The organism is Anabaena sp. 4-3, assembly GCF_001597745.1.
GTDB lineage: Bacteria > Cyanobacteriota > Cyanobacteriia > Cyanobacteriales > Nostocaceae > Trichormus.
The window spans coordinates 362,230-375,875 of the sequence record NZ_LUHJ01000026.1 but is presented as its reverse complement, the minus strand read 5'-3'; the positions used below and the strand labels follow the sequence as shown (position 1 = coordinate 375,875).

Genomic DNA, 13,646 nt, shown 5'->3' with positions numbered 1-13,646 from the left:
GGACAAATCAATTCAAAATACCCTGCGGGAAGGCTGCGCCTACAAAATTCAAAATTCAAAATTCAAAATTCAAAATTGTTGACTGTTGACTGTTGACTGTTGACTGTTGACTGTTGACTGTTGAATTTATTTGTCTCCAGTCAACAATACCAACTAGGGAAAAATCGCTAACTCGGTGTCTGGATCGAAAAAGTGCAGTTTGTCTGGGGTGAGGGATAACCACAGTTGTTCACCAATGCTAACTAATTTTTCTGGTGGTACTCGCACTTGCAGAGGATTGATTATTTGAGCAAACTTAGAATCTTGATCCATCAGTCTAACAGTAATAAAAGCATCGTGACCGAGGTTTTCTACTAAGTCTACTTGCACTGGTAAATTTTTTGTCGCTGGTACGCTCAAACTTAGGTGTTCTGGACGAATACCTAAAATTAGGGTTTGTCCATCATATCTTTGTAACGCTCTACCCCACTCTTCTGGAAGGGTGAGCCGAAATTGCGAATGGGTAATTAATAAAGGTGCGTGAAATTTTACGGGGATAAAGTTCATCGGTGGTGTACCAATGAATTCGGCGACAAAGCGGTTGGTGGGATGATTATATAGTTCTAATGGTGAAGCTACTTGTTGAATCTGACCTTGATTCATTATGGCAATGCGATCGCCCATTGTCATGGCTTCTGTTTGGTCATGGGTGACGTAAATCGTCGTTGTCCCTAACTGGCGTTGTAATTTGACTATTTGAGTCCGGGTTTCTGCTCTGAGTTTAGCATCTAAGTTGGAAAGCGGTTCATCCATTAAAAATACTTGCGGATTACGTGCGATCGCTCTTCCTAATGCTACCCTTTGTCTTTGTCCCCCTGATAGTTGTTTCGGTAAGCGATGCAATAATTTTTCAATTTGCAATAACTCCGCCACACTCCGCACCCTTGCGTCTACTTCTCGCTCTTTCTCCGAGATATAACGTAAACCTTTCGGTAAATTTCTTGTCATCCCCACGAGGAAATTTTCTCCCCACTCAGGGAGTCGAGAGTGCTGAGTTGCAACATTGCCTAATTCCCGACGACGTAACCCAAAGGCGATATTTTCATACACCGTTTTATGGGGGTAAAGGGCGTAATTTTGAAACACCATTGCTATGTCACGGTCTTTGGGTGGTAAATCATTCACCAAGCGATCGCCTACCCAAATATTACCACCTGTCATTACCTCCAACCCAGCAATTAACCGCAGTAAGGTACTTTTCCCACAACCAGAAGCACCCACCAACACCATAAATTCCCCATCATTAATGGTGAGGTTAATTCGTCGCAACACATTAATATTTCCTGGTTGTTCTGCTGCTGTCTGAGTTAGCTTACCAGCAGGGGTGACACTTTCCCCTTTGCGGGGAGGGAAACTTTTATATACGTTTTCTATAACAACTTTAGTCATTAGTCATTAGTTATTAGTCATCAGTTATTAGTCATTAGTCATTAGTCAAGAGTTAGCATAGCAGTAATTACGAATTACAAAAAAACGGTCTACATCAGCAAAACCCAATTACCGTAGAATTAAACACCACTTTCTCCAGCCCACAACAAACATCTCCCTCATCTCCCTCATCCCCATTTCCCAAAGATTCTGTAATTTTGAATTTTGAATTTTGTACGCCTTTGGCGTTCCCGCAGGGTATTTTGAATTGATTTGTCTACTCCCCACTCCTAAACAGAGGTGCAATCATGACTACCCATGATATTGTAGACGTACAGACTACAGATTGTTGCATTGTTGGCGGTGGCCCGGCTGGTGCGGTGTTAGCACTGCTGCTAGCACGTCACGGTGTTTCTGTGATGCTGTTGGAAGCACATAAGGATTTTGACCGAGATTTTCGTGGTGATACGATTCACCCGTCGGTGATGGAAATTATGGCAGAATTGGGATTGAGCGATCGCTTGCTGCAATTACCCCATGCTAAAATGCGGCAAATTCAAGTCAAAACGCCGCAAGATACGGTAACACTCGCCGATTTTAGTCACCTCAAAACCTCCTATCCCTACATTACAATGCTTCCCCAGGTGAGATTTCTGGAATTTATCACCGAAGAAGCACAAAAACACCCCAATTGTCAAGTAGTTATGGGGGCAAATGTCCAAGAACTAATTACAGAGGATGGAGTAATTAAAGGTGTCCGCTATCGGGGCGGTGGTGGTTGGCATGAAGTCCGGGCTATACTCACCGTTGGTGCAGATGGTCGTCATTCCAAGTTACGACAGTTAGGAAATTTTACCACCATTGAAACCTCACCACCGATGGATATACTTTGGTTTCGCCTACCCCGTCAACCAGAAGAAATTGAGGGAGGAATGGGACGCTTTGCTGCTGGTCATATTGTAGCGATGCTTGACCGTGGTGATCAATGGCAAATTGCCTATGTCATTCCCAAGGGAGGATATCAAAAATTACGGGGTGAGGGTTTAGCAGCTTTAAAAACATCTGTGGTGGAAATTGTCCCAGAATTAGCCAACCGCATTGATAATTTACAAGATTGGTCACAGGTAGCGTTTCTTTCGGTAGAATCTAGTCTTGTAGAACGTTGGTATCGTCCAGGGTTATTATTAATTGGGGATGCTGCTCATGTCATGTCACCCGTTGGCGGTGTGGGAATTAACTATGCTATTCAGGATGCGGTGGTAACTGCCAATGTCTTAACTAAACCTCTGCAAAATCATCATGTAGAATTAAAAGACTTGGTAAAAGTGCAGATGCGCCGAGAATTGCCCACACGCATCATTCAAGCATTTCAGACATTGATTCAGAAACGAGTATTTGCTCCCATTCTCACATCTAACCGCACCTTTCAACCGCCAGCTTGGTTACGCCTACCGATTTTACGTGACCTACCAGCCAGATTGATTGCTTTAGGTGTGTTTCCCGTTCATGTTCAGATTTAGGATTTATATTACAGCAGTTTTCTGCTAACTAGATACTGGCATATTTAGTAGTGGACTGTTTCAGCTAAATTTGTGCATTAAAACTCTCTTGTGGGATAAGCTCTCTAGCCCGTCCGGTGCGGGCAAGATGCCCACACCACAAGAACTATATTTTTGTACTATTTTAGCTGAAACAGTCCAGTAGGGTGCGTCAGATATCAAAAATGCGTTGATTGACAGCATTTAAACAGTCTGACGCACCCTACAAGAATAATTAGATACTGAGGCAACTAACATATTAGTAGGGTGCGTCAGATATCAAAAATACGTTGATTGACAGCATTTAAACAGTCTGACGCACCCTACAAGACTAATTAGATACAGTGTAGAGACTTACCATGCTTAGTCTCTACAAGGGTTTGAAACTTTTTTGTGGTTTATATCTGTAGCAAGTATTTTTTTTGTAAAAGTGATACAATTATACTACTCATGCAAGATTCAATGCTCGTTTTAGTCAGGCGAAAGCGTTCAACAGTGTAATGACTGTTGTACAACGCGATCGCTTGGCTTTTATGCTAGAAATAACTCAATTTTCACAAACCAGATAGGCTTGCGTATATGAGTTGAGAATTACGAATTAGAAATTAAAAATTATTAAGCCAGGAGGATATCATGAACAGTTGTGTGTTAATGGCGGAAATCATTCAAGAGCCACAATTACGGTATACAGCAGATAACTTAGCAAAGACAGAAATGCTGGTACAGTTTCCCAATTCCGTGAAACCGGAAGAACCACCAGCAACTTTAAAAGTTGTGGGATGGGGAAATTTAGCCACAGAAATTCAGCAAAACTATCATCAAGGCGATCGCGTAATTCTAGCCGGACGCTTAGGGATGCACACAATTAAAAATCAAGATGGTTCTAAAGAAAAACATGCAGAATTAACTGTACAACAAATTCAACCTGTAGGCACTGCTTTCACCGCATCGCCAGCACCCGCGAGAACTCCCGCAGTTACAGAAACAGCACCACCCCCACCACCGAGTAATATTCCGAGTTACGAGTCTCCACGTCCCACAACTACCCCGGTGACAACTCCCGTAAATGTCCCTCCCCCACCAAACACCTACGAACCTGTCTCTACACCCAGCAGTTATGCACCTCCGGTAGAAGAACCTAATGACGATGATATTCCGTTTTAGGGATGAGGGGGACTAATTAATTCAAAATTCAAAATTCAAAATTCAAAATTCAAAATTCAAAATTTTTGATTGTTGACTGTTGACTGTTAAATTGATTTGTCCCCAATCCCCAGTCCCCATAAAATCCCAAACTACTGTTAAAATCCAAAGTAATTTTTACTGTATACTAGACTCCTATGAGAGAAACAGTCCTAGAAGTTCGCAATCTCCAAGTAGAATTTACCGGTGATGGCAATTCTGTCAAAGCTGTTGATGGTATTTCCTTTCAGCTAAAACGAGGTGAGACTCTAGGAATTGTTGGAGAATCTGGTAGTGGTAAGTCAGTTACAGCTTTAGCGGTGATGGGTTTGTTGCAACATCCCGGTAGAGTTAGCGGTGGGGAAATTTGGTTTTCTGCTCAAGGAAATGATCAAGGTATTAATTTAGTGACGTTACCGCCAGAGGAAATGCAACTATACCGAGGCGGTGACGTTGCTATGATTTTTCAAGAACCGATGAGTTCTCTAAACCCAGTTTATACCATTGGGTTTCAGTTAACGGAAGCAATTCAGCGTCATCAAAATGTGACGATAGGTGAAGCTAAACAAATTGCGATCGCGCTGCTGCAAGAGGTGAAACTTTTACCTAATGATGAGCAACTGCAACAGCAATACATCGACACTTGGCCGCAAACTCACCCCCATTCTCCCCTTGATGATTATAAATTGGCGCAGTTGGTGAAACAGCATAAAGAATCTATGCTGGAACGCTATCCGCATCAACTTTCTGGCGGTCAATTACAACGGGTGATGATTGCAATGGCGATTTCTTGCAACCCATTGCTACTAATTGCAGATGAACCAACTACAGCTTTAGATGTCACCGTCCAAGCTACAATTATTGACCTGCTGCGAGAATTGCAACAAACTCGTGACATGGCGTTGATTTTTATTACCCACGACTTGGGTTTAATCTCGGAAATTGCCGACCAAGTAGCGGTAATGTACAAAGGTAAAATTGTCGAAGACGGTGCAACTGAGCAAATTTTTAATCATCCCCAACATCCATATACTAAGGGTTTGATTGCTTGTCGTCCTACCCTTAACCGTCGTCCCCATAAATTACTGACGGTTTCTGACTACATGAGTGTAGAAGAAACTACAAGCGGAGATTTGATTATACAAGAAAAACAACCCGCACGCCCTCCTGAAGTGACTGGTGCAGAACTCTCCGCTAGGCTAGAAAACTTGGAAAAACAGAAACCTTTGTTACAAATTCGCCATCTTAAGGTAGGTTTCCCTGTTAAGGGTTGGTTTGGTCGGACTCAACGCTATAACATGGCTGTGAATGATGTTTCTTTTGATGTCAAACCAGGGGAAACATTAGGTTTAGTGGGAGAATCAGGTTGTGGTAAAACTACCCTTGGTAGAACTCTACTGCGATTACTTGACCCAATTAGCGGTCAGATTATCTTTGATGGACAAGATATTACTCACCTGAAAGGCGAACCCTTGCAAAAACTGCGCCGGGAAATGCAGATAGTTTTCCAAAATCCCTTTAGCGCGCTTGACCCCCGGATAAAGGTTGGGGATGCAATTATGGAACCGTTGTTAATTCACTCTGTAGGTAAGACGAAAAAACAACGTTTAGCAAGGGTAGCAGAATTATTAGAAAGAGTCGGTTTAAGTGCAGATGCAATTAACCGCTATCCGCATCAGTTTTCTGGTGGTCAACGTCAGAGAATTTGTATTGCTAGGTCTTTGGCGTTAAACCCGAAGTTTATTATTTGTGATGAGTCGGTTTCGGCTTTGGATGTGTCTGTACAGGCGCAGGTATTAAATTTATTAAAGGAATTGCAAGCGGAATTTCAACTAACTTATATTTTTATTTCCCATGATTTAAGCGTCGTCAAATTTATGAGTGATCGCATTTTAGTTATGAACCGTGGTCAAATTGTCGAACAAGGTGCAGCAGAAAGCATTTACCGCGAACCTAAACAAGAATATACACAACAATTAATTGCGGCAATTCCTACCGGGAGTCCTGAACGGGTACGCAGTCGCCAGACCCGTACAGTTTAAATTTGATGATTTACCGTGAAATATGCTGTAGAGCAAGGTGTAGAGACGTTGCATGCAACGTCTCTACAAGGTTTTGACAGCAACTTGTAAATGCGATCGCCTACATTTGGTTGATTCGATATACAGAACAGCTTTGAATGATAGATTATTGATGCTGACTATAACTACATCATAATCAAAGCTCTAGAGCCAGAATAACTATGAAATTTCTGCACCGTCCTGATTTATATGGCTGGTCTTGTTTCAACCCAGCAAGAAATATTGATTTCAATGGCTTTGCTTGGATTCGTCCCGGTGGTAATATTTTGATTGATCCGGTGGCATTATCCAATCATGACTGGAATCACTTAATTTCTCTGGGTGGTGTGGATTGGATTATACTAACTAACTCTGACCATATTCGGTCAGCTAAGGAAATTGCTGATCAAACCTATGCGAAGATAGCCGGGCCTATAGCCGAAAAAGAGTCTTTTCCCTTAATGTGCGATCGCTGGTTAGCTGATGGTGATGAATTTGTCCCCGGCCTCAAGGTGATGGAAATGCAAGGTTCTAAAACTCCCGGTGAGTTAGCACTGTTGTTAGAAGAAACTACTTTGATTACCGGTGATTTAGTCCGAGCCTACAAAGCGGGCAGTTTGAGTATTATATCAGATGACAAGCTGCTGAATAAAGCTGAAGCAGTGACTTCAGTGCGTCGATTAGCCGCCTTAGAAAAGATAGAAGCTGTCTTAGTTGGCGATGGTTGGTGTGTATTTCGAGATGGACGCGATCGCTTAAAGGAACTGGTGGCGACGTTGGGATAAAATAGAGGCGAGCATGATTCTCTTGTGGGATGGGCATCTTGCCCGTCCGGTGCAGGCTAGAGAGCTTACACCACAAAAACTATATTTTTGCACTACTTTAGCCTTGCCACGCTACTACATCATCTTTTACTGTTATCTGCTTGATGAAAGATTCTAATTTGCTGCTGTCTGGGCTTCTTGATAAATTATCTCTTGGAACTGAATCACATCTTTTCGTGGGTCAGCAATGCTAACTTTAACTGATATTTGTTCGCCCAGGTTCACCGACCGTCTGAAAATCATCGGTAACTGCAAACCTAAATCTTCTAACAATATTAGTGCTAAATTGCTGTCTTCTCGCAACCACATTAATACTGTTGCTTGCCAAATTTGCTCAGGTTGACGGCGCAAATACTCTAACGCCCAGTATTTATTCGTTTGCCGTTCTACCATTGTCAATTCTTGAGTGGTACTGATGACGGTCATCATCACTTCTTTGAGTTGTTCGGCGGAAAATGGCGGAACTTCTCCCCGTAAATGGGCTTTGAGTTGGAAGTGAGTCAATAAGTCACTGTAACGACGAATCGGAGACGTTGCTTGAGTGTAAGTATCCAAGCCTAAGCCAGCGTGACGCACCGGAGTAATACTCATTTCACTCTTGGGCATACAACGCCGCATGGCACAGGCGCGCACAAACCCTGGCGGTAGCTGGAGTAATTCTTCTTCTGGGGGTAATTCGGGCTGGGGTTGACCACGGAAGGGTAAGGGGATGTTATGCTTTTGACCGTAACGGGCGGCTACTTCCCCAGCTAAAATCATCATTTCTGCTACTAACTGCCGGGAAGGGGAATCATCTAAGATGTCGATACTGATGTCGTCATCTTTGACTTTAATCATGGCCTCCGGCATACTGATACTAATCGCGCCTTGATGATACCGCCAAGCTTTGCGCTTGGTTGCCCAAGAGGCGATCGCCGCTATTTCTGGTTCTGCTTCTACCCCTAACTCCAGCATCTCATCTACATCTTCGTAGGTGAGGCGGTAGGTAGGTTTAATTAAACTCGGATGTATGGTATAATCTTCTACTGCCCCATTTTCATCTAAAATTACGCCAAAACTCAAAGCACAACAGACTTTTCCCTGTACCAAACTCATCGGCCCAGTCGCCAGAACTTCGGGGAACATGGGAACCATCCCCGTCGGTAAATATACTGTGCTGCCCCGCTTTCGTGCTTCTAGGTCTAAATCATCTTCTGGTGCTAACCAACGGGTAGGATCGGCGATATGTACCCACAGTTGTTGTCTACCATCGGCGAGTTTTTCCCAACTCAGTCCGTCATCTATTTCCGTGGTGCTTTCATCATCAATGGTGTAAACCTTGAGGTGAGTCAAATCTAGACGATTTGTATCTGAGTCGATTGGAGGATATTGCAAACGTTGTTCCGCCACTTCTAATACCTTACTAGCAAACTGGACTGGAATTGCAGAACGACGCAGGAACAAGTTTTCATGCAAACTCCACCATCCCAATTCTACCAATAATTCCCAAGCTCCTTGGGGTGTTGCGGCTCTCCCCAACATACTCATTGTTTCTAAGACTGGGGCTGGAGGAGGATAAGCCCGCGCTAGGGATTCATTATTGACTCCCCCCCGGAAAATCTCTGCTAACAGCGTTGCGTACTTTTCTAATGCTTCTAGACGTTGACGGTCATAACGCTGCCATTCTACTGCTTCCCCTTGTAGTGCTGTTTCTACACGCACTAAAAAGTCTTGCTGTTCCCTGGCTTTGAGGGCTTTTACTTGTATTTGGTGTTTAATATCTGCTACCTGAGAACTCGTTCTCGGCTCGTAAGCTTCACCTTTTTGCTTAAAGTAGAGTTTATCATCTGACAGTAAACAATGGGCGGCATAACAGGGGGCTGGGTCTGATTCGGAAAATAATAAATTTGCCATTTCCGCCGGGGTGACTGCTTCCCCATCCTCAACCAGCAATTCCCAAGCTACTTCTAAACTTGAGGGGTCTAAATATGGTTTGACTTGCTCTAAAAAGCTGGGAATGTCAGACGGCTTGTAGGTTTGACCGTTGACTGTGTAGGTAATTTGTCTAGGCGCGAGGCTGTGGGATTGACCACGTTCATCGATCACAAACCAACGTGTTTTACCGTCTGGACGGTCTACCACCCCCAAACGGCGATCGCTTTGAACCCTAAATTCAACTAGCGTCCCCTTCTCCACAACTCTCGCACTTTAATTATTTGGTTGACAACTAAATTTTAGATTCTGGAGTTAAATATTGACTACTAAATCCAAAATCTCATGATTTGAGATTTATCTCAAGCTCCTACGTTGACTGAGATTTTAGATTATGGACTCAGATAATCGAAAGCTACATATCACCTTTTATGTAGCCTCTCTTGTTCATGCCCAGTCTAAAATACTCAGTAACAACTCGCTTTTAGCCTTCTGCATTGATAAATGGCAATAAAGCCACGATACGCGCCCGTTTAATCGCTAATGTTAAGTCTCGCTGTTGTTTAGCGGTTAGTCCAGTAATCCGACGTGGCAATATTTTACCCCGTTCGGTGATAAACTTCCGCAACAAGTCAACATCTTTGTAATCAATTGGTTCTCCAGGCTTAATTGGAGACAAACGACGACGGTAGTAACTCATCTTTACTTGATTTCCTTGTGAACGGTATGTTTATTACAGTGAGGACAGAACTTGTTCAGTTCTAAGCGGTTGGTGGTGTTCCGACGGTTCTTGGTTGTCGTATACCGGGAAACACCTGGCGATCGCTTATCTGGATTTGTTCGACACTCGGTACACTCTAGTGTCACTATAATGCGGACACCTTTACTCTTTGCCATAATCTTACAAACGCTAAAGCCTGAAGAGAATTAACACAAATATCTATCTTCTCACATTCCGCCGCAAAGTTTCAACTAATCGTTTAATTTTTAGATCCAACGAGTAGCCCCGACGCGACGAAACAATGAAAGTTCCTGCATAACGGTCATGCAAAGCTTGCCGCATCTGAGTATCAGATAAAGCAGCACCGCAGTCAATAGCTAGGGGAATTACTAGCAGTATAGCAGTAGGGTTGGCTCGAATATTGCCTAAAGCAACAGAGACCAAAATTGCCCCAAAGCCAATTATAGCTTCTCTTTTCAACAGTGCTGGTAATTGGGGAATTCTGCCGACAACTTCTCCTCCTTCCACTGCTAACACCTTTAAGTCAAACGCCCAACGCCCCAAACTTTGCCCTTGATTGTTATAAACTACCAAGACGCGCAAAACTAGCCAACCAAAGATAAAAACTAGAATTTGCATGAATTGAATCCCGACTTGATAACTTCCCAACAGAGAACTGACTAGCCAAACCACGAGAAAATCTAAACCCAACGCCATACCGCGCCGATTAATCTCGGCTTTGGGATAGTGTTGTTGGGGAATTCGTTCGATAGTCATAAAATTGGGGATTAGGGACTGGGGATTGGGGATTGGGGACTGGGGATTGGGGAGTAATTATTACTTTTATTATCTAGTGGCGTGGCAAGCTTAAAATGTTGCATTAAAACTCTCTTGTAGGATAAGCTCTCTAGCCCGTCCGGTGCAGGCTAGAGAGCTTACACTACAAGAACTATATTTTTGCACTACTTTAGCCTTGACACGCCACTACAATTTCAGGCTGAGGTAAATTATTTCAGGAAATTTGAGGCGATCGCTATGTTATCAGTCAGGGATGCAGCAGCAACTATTTTCAATTTAGTTCAACCACTACACAGCCTACAAGCTACGGAAGATATAGATTTATTCGCCGCTAACGGACGTATTTTAGCAACGTCTGTCACCAGTGCTTTAGATTTTCCTCACTGGGATAATTCGGCGATGGATGGCTATGCGGTACGTTATGAGGATGTCCAAAACTCTAGCGTTGAACAGCCAGTTAATTTAGAAATTGTCGCCGAAGTTGCCGCCGGCTATCAGCCCCAGTTTACCCTACAACCAGGACAAGCCGCACGGATTTTTACGGGTGCGGTGATTCCCAAGGGTGCTGATACTGTCGTCATGCAAGAAAAAACACGCCGGGAAGATAACCGGGTTTTGATTCTCACTACACCCCAAAGTGGGGAATTTGTCAGACGCAAAGCCTCTTATTATCAAGCAGGGACAGAATTATTACCAGCAGGGATTAAGTTAACGGCGGCGGAAATTGCTGTTTTAGCCGCTTCTCAGTGTTCTCAAGTCAGGGTTTACCGTCGTCCTCGTGTAGCGATTTTTTCTACTGGAGATGAGTTAGTTACAGTCAATCAAGCTTTACAACCAGGACAAATTGTTGATTCTAATCAGTATGCTTTAGCTGCTTTGGTGCAACAAAGCGGCGCAGAACCGATATTATTAGGCATTGTTAAGGATAACCCAGAAGATTTAGCAGCAACGATTAAACACGCCATAGCTAACGCCGATATAGTGATTTCTTCCGGTGGTGTGTCTGTGGGTGATTATGATTACGTTGACAAAATTCTTGATGAGTTAGGCGCGACAATTCACATCCGCGCTGTAGCGATGCGCCCAGGAAAACCCCTCACCGTCGCCAGCTTTCCCCAGTCGCCGATATATTTCGGTTTACCGGGAAATCCGGCGGCGGTTTTGGTGACTTTTTGGCGATTTGTGCAACCGACTATTAGGAAATTGGGGGGAATGGCTGCGGGTTGGGATGTGGAATTTATCAGAGTGCGATCGCATGATGAGTTACGTTCAGATGGTAAGCGCGAAACTTATATTTGGGGAAGTTTACATTTAATTGATGGCGTTTACGAATTTCACAAAGCTAAAGGTAGTCATATTTCTGGCAATTTAATTAATTTAGCTCAAACAAATGCTTTAGCTGTGCTGCCAGTCGGTAAAACTTTGATTTTACCAGGGGAAGAAATAGAGGTTTTACAGTGAATAAATATTCAGATCCCCGACTTCTTTGAGAAGTCGGGGATCTATATCCTCATATCCTCATCAAATATGAATTACTTTAGGGCAGGCAGGATGCCCACCCCACAAGATTTATTGGCGTGTGTAGCGATGTTTTACGCCGATGGGGAAATATTCGCGATCGCCCGTTGGTGTTAACATAACTTGCGGGGTTTGATATTCTTTCGGCACGTAGTTAGCAAACTCGCTGTTAAGTCTCAACAATTGGTTAAGAATTGAGGTGGTGATAGCTTGGCGTTTGTCTTCGCTACCTTCTACCCCCGGTGCTAATTCCACAACTACAGATAAAAATCTATTTTTATCTGCGTCTTCTTTTACCTGCAAAACGAATTTACCCGTTACCCAATCTTTAATCACAGGTTGCTCTAATCCTACTGTGACATTTTCCGGGTAGATATTCGCGCCAAAATAGGACACCGTAAAATTAGAGCGTCCAAAAACGTAAACGAAAGGTAATTGATGAATACCTCTTGGGGAGTCAGGGGTTTGAGAAGTTAAATTTTCTAATTGGTTAAATCCCCAGTCTGCTAAAAACTGGAGCATATCATTATAGGGAATAATTCCCCCAGTATCTAAAATATTATATCTTATTAGGGGAATGCCATTATTCCCAGAAAACCATAATTGACCGTTCTGCACTTCAAAAAAGCGGCTCACTGGGTCATACTGCACGAGTGTAGGTAAACGGGATTCTCCAAATAACGCTTTAGCGGCGGTGGGATTTTGCGCGAGAAAGCGGCGAATACAGATACTTAAAGGCGTTTCATTACCTAATACTCCCGCGTCAGCAGTACCGTAAAGTGAAGCAAAATCATAGCAGGGATTTTGAGAACCGACTCTTTCACCAACTAAACTGCGCCATTCTTCACTGAAGACTTCACCTGCCATCACAAATTTCATCTGATAGCGTTGCCAGTCTACACCACGGGAAATCCCTGTATCAATGACATCTTTTAAAAATGGTGGATATCCTAATAAAACCACTTGCTGAAAATTTCCGCCGAGTTCCTGTATAACCCGCAATATTTCGTCTTTATTGTTACCGGGTGTGATGACAGTGATGGGGTAGCCTTTGCTGGCAAGATAGCGACAGCAGTTAGTTGTGAACATTCCCCCGACCCAAGTACCGAGGGTAAAACAAATTACAGCCAAGGTGCGTTTATTGTCGGCGGCGAAACTGTCATGAAAAATTTGCTCGAAGCGTGTAGCAATTTGTAATTCATCGGTGAAGAAACGCGGCCAGAATGTCGGTTTACCTGTAGAACCGGAGGAAGCGGCTATCATATCGCAACCGTCTAGTTGTCCGTTGCGACATAAATCTGTGAGAGGATAACGGGAAATATAATTTTCTTTAGCGATCGCAGGAAGTTTCTGAAAGTCTGCAAAACTCTGCACAGCATCGGGATTAATTCCCCTGTCTGCCAAAAAAGCTTGATAAGCAGGTACATTAGCAGCCACATCATGAAATAAATCCAACACAGATGATTCAGCCGAAGTGTTAATATGCTGCTGTAATAACACCTCTAGAGGGATAGAAACAAAATCTTCCCATGCTTTAATAGCTTGCTGTCCTCTTGATTGATATTTCATCTTATTTAGTCATTAGTCATTAGTCATTGGTCATTGGTCATTAGTCATTAGTCATTAGTCATTAGTCCCCAATCCTCAGTCCCCATTCTCCGTAAATTAAACTGTGTTTATTGTAGTA

11 protein-coding genes are annotated in these 13,646 nt (G+C 43.2%); 5 read left to right on the top strand and 6 right to left on the bottom strand.

The annotated features are described in order from the left end of the window. Positions 1-153: 153 nt before the first annotated feature. The gene (locus A3775_RS08160) at positions 154-1,428 is read right to left on the bottom strand and encodes an ABC transporter ATP-binding protein (protein ID WP_066424493.1); all 1,275 of its coding nucleotides are present in this window, start codon (positions 1,426-1,428) and stop codon (positions 154-156) included. Positions 1,429-1,715: 287 nt separating this feature from the next. Here A3775_RS08160 and A3775_RS08155 point away from each other — a divergent pair, with 287 nt between their 5' ends. The 4 genes from A3775_RS08155 (at position 1,716) to A3775_RS08140 (ending at position 6,972) form a co-directional block, all read left to right on the top strand. Then, complete coding sequence (locus tag A3775_RS08155) at positions 1,716-2,927, top strand: FAD-dependent oxidoreductase (protein WP_066424491.1); 1,212 nt, start codon at positions 1,716-1,718, stop codon at positions 2,925-2,927. Positions 2,928-3,578: 651 nt separating this feature from the next. Then, positions 3,579-4,109, top strand: coding sequence for a single-stranded DNA-binding protein (locus tag A3775_RS08150; protein ID WP_066383797.1), 531 nt, complete (start codon positions 3,579-3,581; stop codon positions 4,107-4,109). Between the two features lie 176 nt (positions 4,110-4,285). Further along, the gene (locus A3775_RS08145; protein WP_066424489.1) at positions 4,286-6,169 is read left to right on the top strand and encodes an ABC transporter ATP-binding protein; all 1,884 of its coding nucleotides are present in this window, start codon (positions 4,286-4,288) and stop codon (positions 6,167-6,169) included. A gap of 200 nt (positions 6,170-6,369) precedes the next feature. Continuing rightward, entirely contained in the window at positions 6,370-6,972 is a 603-nt protein-coding gene (locus tag A3775_RS08140; RefSeq protein WP_066383805.1) for an MBL fold metallo-hydrolase, read from the top strand. A 153-nt stretch (positions 6,973-7,125) separates the two neighbouring features. Here A3775_RS08140 and A3775_RS08135 read toward each other — a convergent pair whose 3' ends face one another. The 4 genes from A3775_RS08135 to A3775_RS08125 form a co-directional block, all read right to left on the bottom strand. Continuing rightward, complete coding sequence (locus tag A3775_RS08135; protein ID WP_066424487.1) at positions 7,126-9,186, bottom strand: ribonuclease catalytic domain-containing protein; 2,061 nt, start codon at positions 9,184-9,186, stop codon at positions 7,126-7,128. A gap of 220 nt (positions 9,187-9,406) precedes the next feature. Next, positions 9,407-9,622, bottom strand: coding sequence for a 30S ribosomal protein S18 (gene rpsR / locus A3775_RS08130; RefSeq protein ID WP_066383809.1), 216 nt, complete (start codon positions 9,620-9,622; stop codon positions 9,407-9,409). A 2-nt stretch (positions 9,623-9,624) separates the two neighbouring features. Next, positions 9,625-9,819, bottom strand: coding sequence for a 50S ribosomal protein L33 (gene rpmG, locus A3775_RS23485; protein WP_082803697.1), 195 nt, complete (start codon positions 9,817-9,819; stop codon positions 9,625-9,627). 43 nt (positions 9,820-9,862) lie between these two features. After that, positions 9,863-10,420 carry an RDD family protein gene (locus tag A3775_RS08125; protein ID WP_066383816.1) on the bottom strand — a complete coding sequence of 186 codons (558 nt, stop codon included), beginning with the start codon at positions 10,418-10,420 and terminating at the stop codon, positions 9,863-9,865. A gap of 258 nt (positions 10,421-10,678) precedes the next feature. Between A3775_RS08125 and glp the strand changes: the two genes are divergently transcribed. Next, positions 10,679-11,902, top strand: a complete 1,224-nt coding sequence (gene glp / locus A3775_RS08120) for a gephyrin-like molybdotransferase Glp (protein WP_066424485.1) — start codon at positions 10,679-10,681, stop codon at positions 11,900-11,902. 108 nt (positions 11,903-12,010) lie between these two features. Here glp and A3775_RS08115 read toward each other — a convergent pair whose 3' ends face one another. Further along, positions 12,011-13,528: a phenylacetate--CoA ligase family protein gene (locus tag A3775_RS08115; RefSeq protein WP_066424484.1), complete on the bottom strand. Its 1,518-nt coding sequence runs from the start codon at positions 13,526-13,528 to the stop codon at positions 12,011-12,013. Positions 13,529-13,646 lie beyond the last annotated feature (118 nt).